Origin of the sequence: Streptomyces sp. NPDC057877 (genome assembly GCF_042796855.1) — a bacterium.
Classification (GTDB): Bacteria; Actinomycetota; Actinomycetes; order Streptomycetales; family Streptomycetaceae; genus Streptomyces.
Genome location: NZ_JBHVMS010000015.1, coordinates 1 through 17351 on the forward strand (window position 1 = coordinate 1; position 17351 = coordinate 17351).

Here is a 17351-nt window from a genome sequence, read left to right on the forward strand (position 1 = left end):
TTGCCGCCGGAGAAGAGGATCACCGGCTTCTCGAACTCGCCCGCCACCTCACGGAAGATATGGACCGCCTCGGACTCCAGCGCGTCCAGGTGGGACAGCGTGAACTCACTCATACGAGCCCCCGCTCGGCCAGCGCCGCGTACACCAGGTCGGCCGACTCCCGTGGGGTCTGGTCCTGCGTCTTGAGCACCAGCGCCGGGTCCACGGGCTCCTCGTACGGGTCGTCGACGCCCGTCAGCCCGGTCAGTTCGCCCGCCGCCTGCTGGGCGTACAGGCCCTTCACGTCCCGCTCGCTGCACACCTCGACGGGGGTGGCGACATGCACTTCCACGTACGGCGTGGCGCTCGCCTCGTGGCGTCTGCGGACGGCCTCGCGGCTGTCGGCGTAGGGGGCGATGACCGGGACGACGGACAGGACGCCGTTGCGGGCCAGCACCTCCGAGACCAGGCCGATGCGCTGGACGTTGGTGTTGCGGTCCTCGCGGGAGAAGCCCAGCCCGGCGGAGAGGAAGCGGCGGATCTCGTCGCCGTCGAGCACCTCCACCCGGTGTCCCTCCGCTCTCAGCCGGTCCCCGAGCAGGCGGGCGATCGTCGTCTTGCCCGCGCTCGGCAGCCCGGTGAGCCAGACCGTGGCTCCCTGAGCCCTTGCCGTGGTGGTCATGCGCGACATCCTCTTTCTCTGCTGGCATGGGGCTCAACGAACGCTAGGTAAGAACCTTGAGAAGAGGAAGAGAAGAAGCTGAGGGTTCCATGAGTGACGCGCGATGTGGTTGAGATCACAGGGGACTTGTCGCCGGAATCACCGCATGTCCGCAGCCGGAGTCAGAGCCCGGCGAACTCGGCCCCCGCGTCCCGCAGCCGCTCGTGCAGTTCCCGGAAGACGGCGGCCGAGCGCGCGCCCGGCCAGTCGGCGGGCAGGAGGTGCGCGGGGAGTCCGGGGTCGGCGTAGGGGAGGTGGCGCCAGGAGTCGAGGGCGAGGAGGTAGTCGCGGTAGGCCTCCTCGGGCGGGGTGTCGGCGCGCCGCGACCAGTCGTCCAGCACGCGCGCGTGGCGGTCGAGGAACGCCTCGTGCTGCTTGGCGATGGCCGCCAGGTCCCACCAGCGGGCGACCGCCTCCACGGTGGGCGCGAAACCGAGGTGGGCACCGCGGAAGAAGTCGACGTAGGCGTTCAGGCGCAGCCGCTCAAGGGTGTGCCGGGTCTCCTCGTACAGCCGGGCGGGGGCGATCCACACGCCGGGCGCGGCGGTGCCGAAGCCGAGTCCGGCCAGCCGGGAGCGCAGGACGTGCCGCTTCTGCCGCTCCGACTCCGGCACGGAGAACACGGCGAGCACCCAGCCCTCGTCCTCGGCGGGGGCGGTGGCGTAGATGCGCCGGTCGCCGTCGTCGAGCAACTGGCGGGCGTCGGGGGAGAGTTCGTAACCGGCGGTGTCCTGCGCGGTGCGCGCGGGCACCAGCAGGCCGCGCCGCTTGAGCCGGGACACCGAGGAGCGCACCGAGGGCGCGTCCACGCCCACCGCCGCCAGCAGACGGATCAGCTCGGCGACGGGCATCGGGCCGGGCAGGAAGCGGCCGTACGCGCCGTAGAGCGTGACGATCAGGGACCGGGGAGCGTGCTGGTCGGACACGTTGATCATCTTAACGGCGTGCGGTTCGTTGTATGGATCACCGCTGGTCATCCGGGGTACGCAGCCGGAACCGCTGGAGTTTCCCGGTGGCGGTGCGCGGCAGCGCGTCCAGGAAGACGATCGCGCGCGGGCACTTGTACGGCGCCAGCTCGGCCTTGACGGAGGCGCGCAGCGCCTCGGCGTCCCGGGGCGCGCCCTCACGGACCACGACGTACGCCACCACCGCCATCCCGCGTGCCTCGTCGGGGTGCCCGACGACGGCCGCCTCGACCACGTGCGGATGGCGCAGCAGCGCGTCCTCGACCTCCGGTCCGGCGATGTTGTACCCGGCCGAGATGATCATGTCGTCGGCGCGGGCGACGTAGCGGAAGTAGCCGTCGGGTTCGCGGACGTAGGTGTCGCCGGTGATGTTCCATCCGTCGCGGACGTACTGCCGCTGCCGGGGGTCGTCGAGATAGCGGCAGCCGACCGGGCCGCGCACCGCCAGCAGGCCCGGCTCGCCGTCGGGCACCGGTTCGCCGTCGGCGTCCTGCACGCGCGCGTACCAGCCCGGTACGGGCACGCCCGTGGTGCCGGGCCGGATGTGGTCGTCGGCGGCGGAGACGAAGATGTGCAGCAGTTCGGTGGCGCCGATGCCGTTGATGACGCGCAGGCCGGTGCGTTCGTGCCAGGCGTGCCAGGTGGCGGCGGGCAGGTTCTCGCCCGCCGAGACACAGCGGCGCAGACTGGTCACGTCGTGGCCGTCGAGTTCGCCGAGCATCGCGCGGTAGGCGGTGGGCGCGGTGAACAGCACGGACACGCGGTGCTCGGCGATCGCGGGCAACAGCCGCGCCGGACCGGCCTGTTCGAGCAGCAGCGCGCTGGCACCGGCCCGCAGCGGGAAGACGACGAGTCCGCCGAGCCCGAAGGTGAACCCGAGTGGCGGACTGCCCGCGAACACGTCGTCGGCGCGCGGGCGCAGGACGTGCCGGGAGAAGGTGTCGGCGATCGCGAGGACGTCCCGGTGGAAGTGGACGCACCCCTTGGGGCGGCCGGTGGTGCCGGAGGTGAAGGCGATCAGCGCGACGTCGTCGGCGGCGGTGTCCACGGCCGGGTACGGGGTGTCCGGCGCCGGGCGGTTGAGGAGATCGTCGGGGCCGTCCCCGCCGTAGGTGACGATCCGCAGGTCCGAAATCTCGGCCTTGGCGAGGTCGTCGACGGAGCGGATGTCGCACAGGGCGTGCCGGACCCGCGCGATCTCGCACATCGTGCGCAGTTCGCCGGGGCGTTGCTGGGCCAGCACGGTCACCGCGACCGCGCCCGCCTTCAGCACCGCGAGCCAGCAGGCGGCCAGCCAGGGGGTGGTGGGGCCGCGCAGCAGCACCCGGTTGCCGGGGACGACGCCGAGGTCCCCGGTGAGCAGATGCGCGAGCCGGTCGACGCGGGCGCGCAGGTCGCCGTAGGTCCAGGGCGGGCCGGTGGGGGTGCGGAAGACGGGGCGGTCGGGGGGCGGCCCGTGCAGCAGTGCGGCGGCGCAGTTCAGCCGCTCCGGGTAGCGCAGCTCCGGCAGGTCGAAGCGGAGGTGGGGCCACTGGTCGGGGGGCGGGAGGTGGTCCCGCGTAAAGGTGTCGACGTGGGCGGAGCGGGTGTGACCGTCCATGATGGTGCGCCCCCTTGGCTGGTGGGCGGCGTACTGGTCATCCGAGCGTAGCGCGTTGGTGACGGCAGTCAACGGAGCGCGATACCGTCGGGGGACGTGCTCAGTGAGGGAGGACCGGCCGTGCCCGCATTCTCGCTCGACCCCGACCGACTGGCCTGGTGCGCCGAGCTGCGCACCCGCGCCGACCGCCAGCTGCGCCCGCTCGCCGACCAGGGCGAACCGGGCCGGGTCAACCGCCCGCTCCTCGCCGAACTGGGCCGACTGGGCCTGCTGTCCCGGCTGTTCACCTCCGGCGCGCTCGACCTCTGCCTGACGCGCGAGTCCCTCGCCCGGTCCTGCAGCGAGGCGGAGACCGCCCTCGCCCTCCAGGGCCTGGGCGCCCACCCCGTGCACACCCACGGCACCGACGCCCAGCGCGCCCGCTGGCTGCCGGGCGTGAGCGACGGCACCACGGTGGCCGCCTTCGCCCTCACCGAGCCGGAGGCGGGCTCGGACGCGGCGGCGCTGGCGCTGCGGGCGACGCCGGACGGCGCGGACGGCTGGCGCCTCACCGGCGACAAGTGCTGGATCTCCAACGCCCCCGAGGCCGACTTCTACACCGTCTTCGCCCGCACGGAACCCGACGTGGCCGGAGCGCGCGGCGTGACCGCCTTCCTGGTCCCCGCCGACCGCCCCGGACTCACCGGCGCCGCCCTCGACATGCTCTCCCCGCACCCCGTCGGCACCCTCCGCTTCGACGCCGTACCGGTCACCGCCGCCGACGTGCTCGGGGAGCCCGGTCACGGCTTCCGGGTCGCCATGGGCACCCTCAACCTCTTCCGCCCCAGCGTCGGCGCCTTCGCCGTCGGCATGGCGCAGGCCGCGCTGGACGCGACCCTCGACCACACCGCGCACCGCAAGGCCTTCGGCGGCACGCTGAGCGACCTCCAGACGGTGGCCCACCAGGTCGCCGAGATGGCCCTGCGCACCGAGGCGGCCCGGCTGATGGTGTACGCGGCGGCGACGGCGTACGACGAAGGCGCCGCCGACATACCCCTACGGGCCGCCATGGCGAAACTCCTCGCCACCGAGACCGCCCAGTACGTCGTCGACACCGCCGTCCAACTGCACGGCGCCCGCGCCCTGCGCCGGGGCCACCTCCTCGAACACCTCTACCGCGAGGTCCGCGCCCCACGCATCTACGAGGGCGCGAGCGAGGTGCAGCGCGGGATCATCGCCAGTCGGCTGTACGCCGCCGAGAGGAGCCAGGGTGGCCACTGAACGCGTCAACCCGCCCGCCCTCTCCCCGCCCACCGGCTTCTCGCACGCCGTCGTCGCCACCGGCAACCGCGTCGTCTTCCTCGCCGGACAGACCGCGCTCGACGAGGACGGCAAGATCACGGGCAGCACCCTCCCCGAGCAGTTCCGCCGCGCCCTCACCAACCTCCTCACCGCCCTGCACGCCACCGGCGGCACCCCGTCCGACCTCGCCCGTGTCACCGTCTACACCACCGACGTCGCCGCCTACCGCGCCCACGCCGCCGCACTCGGCCGTGTCTGGCGGGAGCTGGCGGGCCGCGACTACCCGGCGATGGCGGTGGTGGAGGTCGTACGGCTGTGGGACGAGGCGGCGCTGGTGGAACTCGACGGGTTCGCGGTGCTGCCGTGACCGGGCCGGACTCGCCACCGAAGGGGTGACGGTCACGGGGGTCGGCGCGGGCGGCGGGTACGAGTGGAGGCCCCGCTCCCTCACCAAGGAGGCCCCCGATGTCCCTACGCGCCCTGCTCGGCACGGCCGCCGCGACGCTGCTGCTCGCGACGCCCGCGTCCGCCGACCCCTACGAGACGGTCACCGTCGACCCGACCGCCCGCGTCGCCCCCGACGGCACCGTCACCCTGACCGGCACCTACCGCTGCACCGGCGGCAGCGGACCGGTCTTCGTCAGCTCCTCCGTACGCCAGGACCCCGACCAGGTCCGCCACGGCATCAACGGCACCCCCGCCATCTGCGACGGCGTCCAGCGCAGCTGGACCAACACCGGCAAGCCGTCCACCCACACCACCTTCCGGACGGGCCCCGCCCATGTCGAGGCCACGCTGATGGAGCTGAACACGGACGCGGGTCTGCCGCTGCCTCGGTTCCACGCCCGGAGCGGGCAGACGGTGACACTGACCGAGAGCTGATCCGCGAGGACAGTCCCGTACCCCACTGCCAGGTGCGCCCGAACACCCCACGCCGACGGCACAGTTCGGGCGTACCGGTCACGGGGGCCTCCGCCGACTGCCCCCGCGCGCTCTGGGTGCCCGACTCGGCCTCGAAGGAGTCCCCGACCGCGAACTCGGCACCGAGACCACTGCCCGCCTGGAGGCGTCCGGAGCACCCCGCCCGTGACAGCACGTGCCCCGGCGGCAGCCCTTCAGGGAGTGGGTACGGCGATCAGGCTGACGGCGGCCAGGTGGGCCCGGTGGCGGCGGAACACGCCCCGCATGGGCGCCGTCCGGCGGGCGGTGACCGTGAAGCCCTCCTCGGCGAGCAGTCCGCTCCAGTGGGCCGGGGTCAGCGGGCGGGCACAGTCGGGGCCGTCCGGCAGGAGGCACAGTTCGTGGATGCCGTAGCGGCCGGTGGTGCCGTCGAGGAGGCGGCGCGCCTCCCGGATGACGAGCCGTCGGTCGGGTTCGGGCCGCGGGGTGAGCATCGCCTCGCCGTAGACGACGGTGGCGCTCCCGGGCGGCAGACCGGTGGCCGACGCGTCCGCCCAGACCGCGCGGACGTTCGTCGCGGCGGTGGCGGTGAAGGTGCTCAGGGCCGCCACCGCGGCCGGGTCCCGGTCCACTGCGGTGTAGCCCGCCGGGGCGCGCACCAGCGTCAGACGGGCGGTGGCGCCGAGCCCCGCCGCCAGTTCCACCACCCGGTCCGCGGGCCCGACGGCGAGCGCGTCGAGCATCCAGCGGGTCAGTCCCACCCCGCCGGGACGCAGGACACGCGGCAGGGCGGTGTCGGGGAGGGACTTGGTCACAGCAGACCACTCCAGTACGTCCAGAAGCGGGTGAGGACGAGCACCGCGATCACGCCGTACCAGCCGGACAGGACCAGCCAGTGGTTCTCCCGCACGGCGAGGCCGAGGTGGCGTCTGAAGTTGTGCAGGGTCAGGTACCAGAACAGGGCGATGGTGACGACCCACACCACCGCGCAGTACGGGCACAGCCGGTTGAGGGAGTACAGCGACTGCCAGATCAGCCAGTGCACGAAGACGACGGCGGCCAGCGCCCCGGCGTTCAGGGACAGCCATACCGCCCGGTGCAGCCGGGACCCGGTGACCACCGCGACGCCGAGGGTGACGACGACGGCGAAGGCGGCGAGCCCCAGCAGCATGTTCGGGAAGCCGAACAGGTTGCCCTGCGGGCTCGCCATCGCGCTGCCGCAGCCGATCACCGGGCTGATGTCGCAGCCGGGCTCGTAGGCCGGGTCGTTCAGCAGCCGCCAGTCGTCGACGGTGAGCCGGAAGGAGGCCAGCCAGCCGACCAGGCCGGTCACCGTCATCAACCAGCCGAGCCGCCGATCGGGACCGGCGTCAGTCACCGGTCGCGTGCCGTGTGGCGGCGCCCTGCCGCACCGGTGGGGTGGCGGCGCGACGCCGGTAGACCACGTACGGGCGGGCCAGATAGCCGATCGGCGCGCTCCACACGTGCACCAGCCGGGTGAACGGCCAGGCCGCGAAGAGCAGACAGGCGGTGAGGGCGTGCAGTTGGAACAGCAGCGGCGCGCCCGCGATGGCCTCCGGCTCCGGCTGGAGGACGAACAGACCGCGGAACCACACGGAGACGGTGGAGCGGTAGTCGTAGCCCTCGCCGAAGACGTTGTGCGCGGCGGTGGCGATGATGCCGAGCAGCACGGTGGCCGCCAGCAGCGGGAAGAGGAGCTTGTCGCTGCGGTCGGTGCCGAGGCGGATGCGACGGGTCAGCAGGCGGCGCGCGCAGAGCATGCCGAGCCCCGCCACCATGGCGATCCCGGCGACCGAGCCCGCCCACACGGCGGTGTTGTGGTACACGTGCTCGTCGATGCCGACGGCCTCGGTCCAGGACGCCGGGACGGCGAGCCCCACCACGTGCCCGGCGATCACCATGAACGCGCCGATGTGGAACAGCGGGCTGCCGAACCGCAGCCAGCGGTGCTCCAGGAGCTGGCTGGTGCGGGACGTCCAGCCGAACTGGTCCTGGCGGTAGCGCCACACGTGCCCGACCGCGAACACGGCGAGGCAGATGTAGGGCACCGCGACCCACAGCAGCAGGTCGGCGCCACTGGCGGCGGCGAGGGGTGGGGTTTCTACGGCGCTCATCGCGGGCCTTCCAGGGATGACGGGGGCGTCAGGGGCGGCATCAGGGTCGGCGGGGCCTGCTCGGGCGGCACGAACGCGTCCGGCGGCGCGAACTCGCCCGACCCGTACGGGTCGAGGCCGACGTCCTCGTTGGGCGGGCCCTGCGCGGCGAGTTCCGCGACCGCTCGCAGATCCGCCTCGGTGGGCGGCGGCAGCAGCGAGATCAGCGCGGCCAGGACGTGCCGGTAGGGCGAGTCCGTGTCGGTCAGCGCCCGGTGGATCAGCTCGATCCCGCGCCGGTGCTGACGCAGCGGCGCCTCCCCGGCGCGCGGCCCGGCGAGCGCGGCGTACTCCAGGACCACGGGCAGGTGGTCGGGCAGCTCACCGCCGTCGGTGTCCCAGCCGGTGGCGCGGTAGCGCTGCGCCAGCGTGAGCAGGGCCATGCCCCGGCGGCGGGTGTCGCCGTGCAGGTAGTACGTCAGGTAGAGGCTGCTCTTGCGGCGCAGGTCGAACATCTCGACGTAGTGCCGCTCCAGCGCGTCCGTCTCCTGGCCGGTGAACCACGCCGTGAACGCGGTCAGTTCCTCGGCGGCGGGCGACGGCGGCAGCGCCTGCACGGTGGCGGTGAGCACCGGACGGGCGGCGGCGAGCGAGGCGTCCGGGTACTGCAGCAGCAGGGACATCAGCCGCAGCAGCAGCGCCCGCGTCTCCGTCTCTTCCGGGGTCAGCGGGGGCGCGTCCCGGTGCGGGCGGCGCAGGGCCGCCTTCACCTTGGTGCGGACGATGCCCGGCACGGTGGCGGGGAGGGGGCTCATGAGGTCTCTCCCGTCGAGGCTGTCTTGGCGCGGCGCAGGGTCGGGATGCCGAGCATCACGCGGCGGCCGTCGGTGGGCTGCGGGTCGCCGGAGGTCTCCACGGGGCAGCGGTCCTCCATCGCGGACAGCGCCGCCGCGTCCTCCTTGTGCGCGGCCGGGACGACGTACCGGTCCTCGTACTTGGCGACGGCGAGCAGCCGGTGCAGGTCCTCCGCCTCGCGGGCGGTCATCCCGACCGCCTTGACCACGGACTCGTCGCCGGGCTCACCGAGGGTCCGCTCCCGCATGAAGGAGCGCAGCGCCGTCAGCTTCATCAGCACGCCGCCCACCACGTCGGTGTCCCCGGCGGTGAACAGCTCCGCCAGGTACTCCAGCGGGATCCGCAGCCGGGTGACGGCGGCGAAGACGTGGTCGGGGTCGTCCTGGTTGCCGCCCGCGCTCGTCACCGCGTCCAGGACGGGGGAGAGCGGCGGCACGTACCAGACCATCGGCAGGGTGCGGTACTCCGGGTGCAGCGGCAGCGCCACCTTGTACTTGGACACCAGCGCGTACACCGGCGAGCGGCGGGCGGCGTCCAGCCAGTCCTCCGGGATGCCGGACTCCCGTGCCGCCGCGATCACCTCGGGGTCGAACGGGTCGAGGAAGACGTTCCGCTGGGCGTCCAGCAGGTCCTTCTCGTCCGGCGTCGCCGCCGCCTCGCCGACGCGGTCGGCGTCGTAGAGGAGCAGGCCCAGGTAGCGCAGTCGGCCCACACAGGTCTCCGAGCACACCGTGGGCTGTCCGGCCTCGATGCGCGGGAAGCAGAACGTGCACTTCTCGGCCTTGCCGGTGGCGTGGTTGACGTACACCTTCTTGTACGGGCACGCCGTCACGCACATCCGCCAGCCTCGGCACTTGTCCTGGTCGACCAGGACGATGCCGTCCTCGACCCGCTTGTACATCGCGCCGGACGGACAGGCGGAGACACAGGCCGGGTTGAGGCAGTGCTCGCACAGGCGGGGGAGGTGGAAGAGGAAGGTCTGCTCGAACTCGAACTTCACCTTCTCCGCCCACTCACCGGTCAGGTTGGGGTCGCCGCCCGCGTTCTCGGGCGCGCCGCCCAGGCCGTCCTCCCAGTTGGCGCCCCAGGTGATGGCGGTGGGCTTGCCGGTGAGGACCGAGCGCGGGCGGGCGACGGGGACGTCCTTGCCCGCGGGGGCGTTGACGAGGTTGTCGTAGTCGTAGGTGACCGGCTCGTAGTAGTCCTCGAGGGACGGCAGGTCCGGGTTGGAGAACAGGGACAGCAGGCGCCGTACCCGGCCGCCGGAGCGCAGGACCAGACGGCCCTTCTTGTCCAGTGTCCAGCCGCCCTTCCACTGCTCCTGGTCCTCGTAGCGGCGGGGGTAGCCGACGCCGGGTTTGGTCTCGACGTTGTTGAACCAGGCGTACTCGACGCCGGTGCGGTTGGTCCACGTCTGCTTGCAGGTGACCGAGCAGGTGTGGCAGCCAATGCACTTGTCCAGGTTCATGACCATGGCGATCTGGGCCATGACGCGCATGTCAGTACTCCACGTCCTGCGAGCGGCGACGGATGACCGTGACCTCGTCTCGCTGGTTTCCGGTCGGGCCGTAGTAGTTGAAGGCGTAGGTGAACTGGGCGTAGCCGCCCGCGAGGTGGGTGGGCTTGAGCAGCAGCCTGGTCAGCGAGTTGTGGATGCCGCCGCGCTTGCCGCTGACCTCGGTCTTCGGCACGTTCACGTTGCGGTCCTGGGCGTGGTACATGTACACCGTGCCCTCGGGCATCCGGTGGGTGACCACCGCCCGGGCCGCGACGACGCCGTTGCGGTTGTACGCCTCGATCCACTCGTTGTCCTTGGCGCCGATCTTCTCGGCGTCGGCGACGGACATCCAGATCGTGGGGCCGCCCCGGGACAGGTCGAGCATGTACTTGTTGTCCTGGTAGTTCGAGTGGATGGACCACTTCGAGTGCGGGGTCAGATAGCGGACGGTGACCTCCGCGCGGTCCCGGTCGTGGAGCTGCTCGTCGCCGTAGTGCCGGGGCGTGTTCAGCGGCGGCCGGTAGACGGGGAGCTGCTCGCCGAGTTCGCTGATCCAGTCGTGCTGCACGTAGAAGTGCTGCCGTCCGGTGAGCGTGTGCCAGGGCTTGAAGTGCTCGACGTTGATGACGAACGGCGAGTAGCGGCGGCCACCGGTCTCCGAGCCCGACCATTCGTACGAGGTCATGACGGCCCGCGGCTGGGTGCGCGTGTCGGCGAAGGTGATGCGCTCCGCCTCCCGCTCGGAGGCGAGTTCCACCAGGCCCTCGCTGCCGGTCTGCCGCTCCAGCTCCCGGAAGCCCTCGGTCGCCAGACGCCCGTTGGTGGTGCCGGACAGGGCGAGGATCGCCTCGCACATGTGGGTTGCGGTGGCCAGCGAGGGGCGTCCGGCGGCGATGCCGTCGCGGATCGTGCCGTTGCGGCGGCGCAGCTCCTCGATCTCCTTGTCCGGGTGGACCGTGATGCCCTTGGTGGTGGTGCCCAGCTTGTCGAGCAGCGGGCCGACCGCGCGGATCTTCTGGGACACGGCGGCGTAGTCCCGCTCGATGACGACGAGCTTCGGCATGGTCTTGCCGGGAATCGGCTCGCACTCGCCGGTCCTCCAGTCCCGCACCACGCCGCCCGGCTGGGCGAGTTCGTCCGGGGTGTCGTGCAGCAGCGGCACGGCGAGGACGTCGGTGCGGGTGCCCAGGTGCTCGCGGGCCAGCTCGCTGAACCGGTCGGCGATGGTGAGGAAGGTGTCGTAGTCGGTGCGGGCCTGCCAGGGCGGCGCGATGGCCGGGGTGAAGGCGTGCACGAAGGGGTGCATGTCCGTGGAGGACAGGTCGTCCTTCTCGTACCAGGTGGCCGCCGGGAGGACCACGTCCGACATCAGACTGGTGGACGTCATCCGGAAGTCCATGGTGACCAGCAGGTCGAGCTTGCCCTCGGGCGCCTCGTCCCGCCACACCACGTCCTGCGGGCGCCCCTCGGGCGGGGTCTCCTCGGAGCGGACCGCGGCGTCGGTGCCGAGCAGGTGGCGCAGGAAGTACTCGTTGCCCTTGCCGGAGGAACCGAGCAGGTTGGCCCGCCACACGGTCAGCACGCGCGGGAAGTTGGCCGGGTCGTCGGGGTCCTCGGCGGCGAACTTCAGATCGCCGGACTTCAGCTCGTCGACGATGTGCTCGGCGACGCTCTTGCCCTTCCCGGCCGCCTCGTCGGTGATGTCGAGCGGGTTGCGGTTGAAGCCGGGGTGGCCCGGCGTCCAGCCCAGCCGGACCGCCTGCGCCAGCACATCGGCCGTGGCCTTGCCCGCGAACCGTCCCTCGCCCAGCGGCGAGGCCAGCTCGTCGGGGCCGAACGCCTCGTACCGCCACTGGTCGGTGTTGAGGTACCAGTACGAGGTGCCCGCCATGTGCCGGGTCGGCCGCTGCCAGTCGAAGGCGAACGCCAGGTGCTGCAGGCCGGTGATCGGGCGGATCTTCTCCTGGCCCACGTAGTGCGCCCAGCCGCCGCCGTTGACGCCCTGGCAGCCGGTCATCGTCACCAGCGCGAGGAACGCCCGGTAGATGGTGTCCGAGTGGAACCAGTGGTTGGTCCCGGCGCCCAGCGCGATCATCGAACGGCCGTTGGTCCGCTCCGCGTTGCGCGCGAACTCCCGCCCGATCCGCGCCGCCTGCTCGGCGGGCACGGAGGTGATCGTCTCCTGCCAGGCGGGGGTGTACGGCTGCGAGGCGTCCTCGTACGAGGTCGGCCACACGCCGGGCAGGCCCGGCCGTACGACGCCGTACTGCGCCAGCATCAGGTCGAAGACGGTGGTGACCAGCCGCCCGCCGACCCGGCGCACGGGCACCCCGCGCACCATGGTCGAGCCGCCCTCGGTGGCGCCCTCGTCGAAGCGGGGCAGGGTGACCTCGACGGTCTCCTCGGCGCGCTCCAGCAGGCTCATCTCGGGGACGGTGTCGCCGAGTTCGAGGTTCCAGCGGCCCTGACCGGTCTCTCCCCACCGGAAACCGAGGGAGCCGTTGGGGACGACGGGCTCGCCCGTGGCCGCGTCCAGCAGGACCGTCTTGAACTCGGCGTTCTCCTCGTCGCGGCCCAGGTCGGCGGCCGTCAGGAACCCGTCGGGCACGTGACCGTCGCCGCGCTCCTTCAGGGCGACCAGGAACGGCGCGTCGGTGAACTTGCGCAGGTAGTCCTGGAAGTACGGCACCTCACGGTCGACCAGGAACTCCTTGAGGATCACATGGCCCATCGCCATCGCCAGGGCGCCGTCGGTGCCCGGGTGCGGGGCCATCCACTCGTCGGCGTGCTTGACGTTGTCGGCGTAGTCGGGGCTGACGGCGACGATCTTGGTGCCGTTGTAGCGGGTCTCCGTCAGGAAGTGCGCGTCCGGGGTGCGGGTCACGGGGATGTTGGAGCCCCACATGATCAGGTACCCGGTGTTCCACCAGTCCGCGGCCTCCGGGACGTCCGTCTGGTCGCCGAAGACCTGCGGCGAGGCGATCGGCAGGTCCGCGTACCAGTCGTAGAACGACAGCAGGGTGCCGCCGATCAGCGACATGAACCGGGCGCCCGAGGCGAACGACGCCATCGACATCGCGGGGATCGGGGAGAACCCGGCGACCCGGTCGGGGCCGTACTCCTTCACCGTGTGGACATGGGCCGCGGCGACCATCTCGGACACCTCGTCCCAGTCCGCGCGCACCAGACCGCCCTTGCCGCGGGCCCGCTTGTACGCGCGGGCCTTCGCCGGGTCGCCGGTGATCTCGGCCCATGCCGCGACCGGGTCACCGAGCCTGCGCCGGGCCTCGCGCCACAGCTTCAGCAGGGTGCCGCGCACATACGGGTAGCGGACCCGGCTGGGGGAGTAGGTGTACCAGGAGAACGAGGCCCCGCGCGGGCAGCCGCGGGGTTCGTACTCGGGACAGTCCGAGCCGATCGACGGATAGTCGGTGGCCTGGTGCTCCCAGGTGATGATGCCGTCCTTGACGTACACCATCCACGAGCACGAACCGGTGCAGTTCACGCCGTGCGTGGACCGCACCACCTTGTCGTGCGCCCACCGGTCCCGGTAGAACCCCTCCCACTTGCCGTCGTTCTCACCGAACACCGCACGCCCGTCGTCCGACGTCTCGCGGCGGGTCAGCAGCCGTCGGGCCGCCAGCGGCCAGTCCTGAGCTACGCGCGACGGCTTCGGCCGTGCGTTCTGGTCGTTCTCCATGCTGGAAGACGGTAGGTACCGGTCCTGATTCGCACCTGGGGCCAAAGGTCCCTTACCAGGCGACCTACCGTCCCGATCCGAGGACCCGGAGGTGGGCCCTTGGGGCCCGCTGGCGGCGCGTCGGCTCATGCGAAGAGGTCCGTGCTCAGATAGCGCTCACCGGTGTCGGGCAGGACGACCACGATCAGGGCGCCCTCGTGCCGGGGGTCCCGGGCGACGGTGGCGGCGGCGTGCAGGGCGGCGCCGCTGGAGACCCCGGCGAGGATGCCCTCGGTGCGGGCCAGGCGTCGGGCGGCCTCCTGGGCCTGCGTGAGCGGGACCCGCCGGATGGTGTCGTACACCCCGGTGTCCAGGACATCCGGGACGAATCCGGCGCCGAGTCCCTGGATGCGGTGCGGCCCCGGGTCGCCGCCCGACAGCACCGCCGACTCGGCGGGCTCCACGGCCACCACCGTGACCCCCGGCTTCTTCGCCTTCAGCACCTGCCCGACACCGGTGACGGTGCCGCCGGTGCCGACCCCGGCCACCAGGACGTCCACCTTGCCGTCGGTGTCCTGCCAGATCTCCTGGGCGGTGGTACGGCGGTGGGCGTCCGGGTTGGCCGGGTTGCGGAACTGCTGCGGCATGAACCAGCCGTGGGCCTCCGCCAGCTCGGTGGCGCGGGCCACGGCACCGCGCATGCCCTCCGGCGCCGGGGTGAGCACCAGCTCCGCGCCGTAGGCCCGCAGCAGGGCGCGGCGTTCCAGGCTCATGCTCTCCGGCATGGTGAAGGTGACCGGGTGGCCCAGCGCGGCGGCCACCATGGCCAGCCCGATGCCGGTGTTGCCGCTGGTCGGCTCGACGAGGCGCTGACCGGGGCGCAGGGCGCCGGTCTCCCGGGCGTCCTCGATCATCGCCAGCGCGATGCGGTCCTTGACGCTGCCGCCGGGGTTGGCGGACTCGAGCTTGGCCACCAGGCGCGCGGGGAGGTCCTCACCGAAGCGGTGCAGGGCCACCAGGGGGGTGCGCCCGATCAGCGCGGTGACCGAGGGGTGGATCGTCGCCATGGAATGCCTTCTTTCTGGGGGACTTGGGTTCGTGCGTCGAGGCCGGGGCGCTGACGCGGGAGCGGGCGGGGACGTCCCGCAGGACCAGGGCGTGCGCGCCCACGAGCGTGTCGTCGCCGACGGTCACCGGGCCGAGGACGGTCGCGCCGACGCCGAGCACCACCCGGTCGCCGACCCGGGGGTGGCGGCGGGCGGGGGTGGTGTCGGACCACCAGCCGGTGCCGCCCAGGGTGACCCGGTGGTAGAGCATCACGTCGTCCCCGAGGACGGCGGTCTCGCCGATCACGACGCCCATGCCGTGGTCGATGAAGCAGCGGCGGCCGATCGCGGCCCCCGGGTGGATCTCGACACCGGTCAGCGCACGGGTCGTCTGCGACAGCAGCCGGGGCAGGAACGGCACGCCCAGGCGGTGCAGCCGGTGCGCGACGCGGTGCGACCAGATGGCCCACAGCCCCGGGTACAGCAACGCCTCGACACGGCGGGCACCGCGCAGCGCGGGGTCCTTCCGGCAGGCCGTCCGGAGGTCTTCCAGGATCATGTACGGCGTCCTTCTGAGGGCGTGACGGCGGCTGGAGAGGGGGCAGCCGACGGCACGGGGGTCATCCGCCGCCTCGATGCGCCGGGGGAGTGAAGGTGGTTGTGCTGGCCGGGTGGTGCCGATGCCTCAGACGTCGTCGGACGCGGCGTCGTGGCCCCGCCCCCGGGGGGCCGGGCCGCCGTGGATCACGGGCGGGACGCGGGACGGACGTGGGCGGGCCGCGCGAGGGACCGGTACGGCCGACATCGGCGCGACCACCAGGCGCCCGGGTTCGGGGCGTAGGTGTGTCGTGGGCCCCGGGTCGGGCTGCCGTCGTCCATGTCGCCGGACGCTAGACAGGCGGGGGCGGGTGGCGCTTGGGCCGAAGTACCCCATGTGGGCGGCCGTTGGGCCCTGCCGGGGCTGGTGAGGGAGGGCCGGAGGTCGGTGGGGCGGGGACTGTCCGGCCCACGCGGCGGCCGTCGGCGTACGGCGATGCTGGTCCCGACCGACCAGGAGCTGTCGTCACGACCGCCGCACGGCCGCTGGGCCCCGTCTTCTCGTGCCCGGGGCCGCGGCCCGCGGGACGCCCTCCCGGTCCGGTCACCGTCCGGCAACCCCCGACTGACACCGCCGGACGACCGTCCGCCACGCCCCGTCCCGGTGCCTGGCCCGCCCCGGCCGATATGCCGGTTCCCTCAAGGGGCGTGGCGGACAAAACCCTTCGCACCGGCCGGTCCCACCGGCGTGACCCACGGGAGACGACCTCCATGAGCGCTCTGACCCTCGCGTCGGACCCCGAGGACGCCACGGCCCTCGCCGCCGCCGAGGCCCACCACGCGCGGCTGGCCGGGAAACTGGCCGGACGCGTCGCGCTGCTGCTCACGGCCACGGGCCGGGACCCGGGCGCCGCGGCCCGGCTGCACACCGGGCTGGTGACCTTCTGCGACCGCGACCTCCTGCCGCACGCCGCGGCCAAGGAGGCCGTGCTCTACCCGGTCGCCCGCCAGCTGCCCGACACCCGGCTGCTCATCGAGAGCCTGGTGGGCGAGCACCGCTGCATGGCCGCGCTCGTCGAGGCCCTGCGGGGCGCCAGGGAACAGCCCCTGGCAGCCGCCGAGGCCCGCGCCCTCCAGGTCCTGTTCGAGGAGCACGTGGCCAAGGAGAACGGCCTGGTGCTCCCGCTCCTGGCGGCGGCGCCGGAGGTGCGGCTGCCGGTGCTGCTGGCGGAGGTCGCGGCGCGTACGACATCCCTGCGCACCGATCCCAGGACAGCCGATCCCAGGAAAGCCAAGAAAGCCAAGAAAGCAGAGGACATGAAGGACGACGACCGGGACGACCCCCTGAACCAGGGCGGCGGCTGCGGCTGCGGTGGCTGCGCCTGCGGCGCGCAGGAGATCGGCGACCCCGAACTCGACGTACGGACCGTCCCGCACGCCGTCCGTCACGCCACCGTCTTCCACACCCTGGACACCCTCCCCCCGGACAGCGCCATCGTGCTGGTCGCCTCCCACGACCCGCTGCCGCTGCTCGCCCAGTTGGAGGAGCGCCGCCCCGGCGTCTTCGCCACCGAGTACCTGGAGCGTGGCCCCGAGAGCTGGCGCCTGCGCTTCAGCCACCGTGCCGGGGTGACGTCATGAGCGGCTCCCGTTCCGGGGCGTTCGCCCAACTGGTCGGCGCCGCCCTGATGGTGGCCGGTCCCGTCATGCTCTACCGCGCCCGCGACGGCCGCTCCGAGATCCGCGGCGAACTCGAGGCCCAGAAGATCACCTTCCCGGACCACGGACTCCCCGCCCACCTGGCCCACTACTCCGGCCAGCCGGTGCGGACCGGCCCCCAGGCGCACGCCTACGCCGACATGATCAAGGACCACATCGCCAAGGCGACCGGCGGTCGCACCTACGCCCAGGTCACGGAGGAACTCCACGCCACGGGCGGCGACGACGAGAAGCTGACCAAGCTGCGCCAGACCGCCTTCATGGGCGAGACCCTGCGTGCCTCCCTGCTCTCCGCCTACCAGGCGTGGGAGATCACCACCCTGGTCGCGGGCCTCGGCACGGCGCTGACCGGGGTGGGCGCGGCGATGGTGGCGACGGCCCGCCAGGCGCGCCGCTCCTGAAGGGCTGGCGCCCCACCCCTCACCGCCAACAAGGGACCTTCGGCCCACCCCCAAGG

The 17351-nt window shown here is 72.7% G+C and carries 16 protein-coding genes and 1 pseudogene; 5 read left to right on the plus strand and 12 right to left on the minus strand.

Annotated features, from left to right (window positions below; genetic code table 11):
- From ACFVQG_RS35510 to ACFVQG_RS35525, 4 genes and pseudogenes are all read right to left on the minus strand, one after another.
- A pseudogene (locus tag ACFVQG_RS35510) lies at positions 1 to 113 on the minus strand (sulfate adenylyltransferase small subunit); the annotation flags it as partial.
- Positions 110 to 661, minus strand: coding sequence for an adenylyl-sulfate kinase (gene cysC / locus ACFVQG_RS35515; protein ID WP_383391796.1), 552 nt, complete (start codon positions 659 to 661; stop codon positions 110 to 112). The pseudogene ACFVQG_RS35510 and the gene cysC, both read right to left, overlap by 4 nt.
- A gap of 161 nt (positions 662 to 822) precedes the next feature.
- Positions 823 to 1635: a PaaX family transcriptional regulator C-terminal domain-containing protein gene (locus tag ACFVQG_RS35520; RefSeq protein ID WP_383391799.1), complete on the minus strand. Its 813-nt coding sequence runs from the start codon at positions 1633 to 1635 to the stop codon at positions 823 to 825.
- Positions 1636 to 1663: 28 nt separating this feature from the next.
- Positions 1664 to 3265 (minus strand): AMP-binding protein, encoded by a 1602-nt coding sequence (locus tag ACFVQG_RS35525; RefSeq protein ID WP_383391801.1) that lies wholly within the window; start codon positions 3263 to 3265, stop codon positions 1664 to 1666.
- A 120-nt stretch (positions 3266 to 3385) separates the two neighbouring features.
- On the opposite strand from ACFVQG_RS35525, the gene ACFVQG_RS35530 reads away from it, so the two are divergent.
- The 3 genes from ACFVQG_RS35530 to ACFVQG_RS35540 all read left to right on the plus strand — a co-directional run bounded on the left by ACFVQG_RS35530 (position 3386) and on the right by ACFVQG_RS35540 (position 5428).
- The gene (locus ACFVQG_RS35530) at positions 3386 to 4525 is read left to right on the plus strand and encodes an acyl-CoA dehydrogenase family protein (RefSeq protein WP_383391804.1); all 1140 of its coding nucleotides are present in this window, start codon (positions 3386 to 3388) and stop codon (positions 4523 to 4525) included.
- On the plus strand, positions 4515 to 4913 hold the full coding sequence (locus tag ACFVQG_RS35535) for a RidA family protein (RefSeq protein WP_383391807.1): 399 nt from the start codon (positions 4515 to 4517) through the stop codon (positions 4911 to 4913). The genes ACFVQG_RS35530 and ACFVQG_RS35535 overlap by 11 nt, the downstream gene beginning before the upstream one ends.
- 98 nt (positions 4914 to 5011) lie before the next feature.
- Positions 5012 to 5428: a DUF6299 family protein gene (locus ACFVQG_RS35540; protein ID WP_383391810.1), complete on the plus strand. Its 417-nt coding sequence runs from the start codon at positions 5012 to 5014 to the stop codon at positions 5426 to 5428.
- A gap of 233 nt (positions 5429 to 5661) precedes the next feature.
- On the opposite strand, the gene ACFVQG_RS35545 is transcribed toward ACFVQG_RS35540, so the two are convergent.
- The 8 genes from ACFVQG_RS35545 to epsC all read right to left on the minus strand — a co-directional run bounded on the left by ACFVQG_RS35545 (position 5662) and on the right by epsC (position 15197).
- Positions 5662 to 6261, minus strand: coding sequence for a class I SAM-dependent methyltransferase (locus ACFVQG_RS35545; RefSeq protein ID WP_383391813.1), 600 nt, complete (start codon positions 6259 to 6261; stop codon positions 5662 to 5664).
- Positions 6258 to 6785 carry a vitamin K epoxide reductase family protein gene (locus ACFVQG_RS35550; RefSeq protein ID WP_383391816.1) on the minus strand — a complete coding sequence of 176 codons (528 nt, stop codon included), beginning with the start codon at positions 6783 to 6785 and terminating at the stop codon, positions 6258 to 6260. Before ACFVQG_RS35550 ends, ACFVQG_RS35545 begins: the two co-directional genes overlap by 4 nt.
- Positions 6786 to 6816: 31 nt before the next feature.
- Positions 6817 to 7581: a respiratory nitrate reductase subunit gamma gene (gene narI / locus ACFVQG_RS35555; RefSeq protein WP_383391818.1), complete on the minus strand. Its 765-nt coding sequence runs from the start codon at positions 7579 to 7581 to the stop codon at positions 6817 to 6819.
- Entirely contained in the window at positions 7578 to 8375 is a 798-nt protein-coding gene (gene narJ, locus ACFVQG_RS35560; RefSeq protein WP_383391820.1) for a nitrate reductase molybdenum cofactor assembly chaperone, read from the minus strand. The genes narI and narJ overlap by 4 nt, the downstream gene beginning before the upstream one ends.
- Positions 8372 to 9913, minus strand: a complete 1542-nt coding sequence (gene narH, locus ACFVQG_RS35565) for a nitrate reductase subunit beta (RefSeq protein WP_383391823.1) — start codon at positions 9911 to 9913, stop codon at positions 8372 to 8374. The genes narJ and narH overlap by 4 nt, the downstream gene beginning before the upstream one ends.
- Position 9914: 1 nt before the next feature.
- Entirely contained in the window at positions 9915 to 13613 is a 3699-nt protein-coding gene (locus tag ACFVQG_RS35570; RefSeq protein WP_383391826.1) for a nitrate reductase subunit alpha, read from the minus strand.
- A gap of 125 nt (positions 13614 to 13738) precedes the next feature.
- Positions 13739 to 14659 (minus strand): cysteine synthase A, encoded by a 921-nt coding sequence (gene cysK / locus ACFVQG_RS35575; RefSeq protein WP_383391829.1) that lies wholly within the window; start codon positions 14657 to 14659, stop codon positions 13739 to 13741.
- Entirely contained in the window at positions 14586 to 15197 is a 612-nt protein-coding gene (gene epsC / locus ACFVQG_RS35580) for a serine O-acetyltransferase EpsC (protein ID WP_383391832.1), read from the minus strand. Before epsC ends, cysK begins: the two co-directional genes overlap by 74 nt.
- A gap of 749 nt (positions 15198 to 15946) precedes the next feature.
- Between epsC and ACFVQG_RS35585 the strand changes: the two genes are divergently transcribed.
- Positions 15947 to 16816 carry a DUF2249 domain-containing protein gene (locus tag ACFVQG_RS35585; RefSeq protein ID WP_383391835.1) on the plus strand — a complete coding sequence of 290 codons (870 nt, stop codon included), beginning with the start codon at positions 15947 to 15949 and terminating at the stop codon, positions 16814 to 16816.
- Entirely contained in the window at positions 16813 to 17295 is a 483-nt protein-coding gene (locus tag ACFVQG_RS35590; protein WP_383391837.1) for a hypothetical protein, read from the plus strand. The genes ACFVQG_RS35585 and ACFVQG_RS35590 overlap by 4 nt, the downstream gene beginning before the upstream one ends.
- Positions 17296 to 17351 lie beyond the last annotated feature (56 nt).

Coding starts and splice junctions, on each gene's coding strand:
- cysC (WP_383391796.1), bottom strand. CDS start 661: ATGACCACCACGGCAAGGGCTCAGGGAGCCACGGTCTGGCTCACCGGG.
- ACFVQG_RS35520 (WP_383391799.1), bottom strand. CDS start 1,635: ATGATCAACGTGTCCGACCAGCACGCTCCCCGGTCCCTGATCGTCACG.
- ACFVQG_RS35525 (WP_383391801.1), bottom strand. CDS start 3,265: ATGGACGGTCACACCCGCTCCGCCCACGTCGACACCTTTACGCGGGAC.
- ACFVQG_RS35540 (WP_383391810.1), top strand. CDS start 5,012: ATGTCCCTACGCGCCCTGCTCGGCACGGCCGCCGCGACGCTGCTGCTC.
- ACFVQG_RS35550 (WP_383391816.1), bottom strand. CDS start 6,785: ATGACGGTGACCGGCCTGGTCGGCTGGCTGGCCTCCTTCCGGCTCACC.
- narI (WP_383391818.1), bottom strand. CDS start 7,581: ATGAGCGCCGTAGAAACCCCACCCCTCGCCGCCGCCAGTGGCGCCGAC.
- narJ (WP_383391820.1), bottom strand. CDS start 8,375: ATGAGCCCCCTCCCCGCCACCGTGCCGGGCATCGTCCGCACCAAGGTG.
- narH (WP_383391823.1), bottom strand. CDS start 9,913: ATGCGCGTCATGGCCCAGATCGCCATGGTCATGAACCTGGACAAGTGC.
- ACFVQG_RS35570 (WP_383391826.1), bottom strand. CDS start 13,613: ATGGAGAACGACCAGAACGCACGGCCGAAGCCGTCGCGCGTAGCTCAG.
- cysK (WP_383391829.1), bottom strand. CDS start 14,659: ATGGCGACGATCCACCCCTCGGTCACCGCGCTGATCGGGCGCACCCCC.
- epsC (WP_383391832.1), bottom strand. CDS start 15,197: ATGATCCTGGAAGACCTCCGGACGGCCTGCCGGAAGGACCCCGCGCTG.
- ACFVQG_RS35585 (WP_383391835.1), top strand. CDS start 15,947: ATGAGCGCTCTGACCCTCGCGTCGGACCCCGAGGACGCCACGGCCCTC.
- ACFVQG_RS35590 (WP_383391837.1), top strand. CDS start 16,813: ATGAGCGGCTCCCGTTCCGGGGCGTTCGCCCAACTGGTCGGCGCCGCC.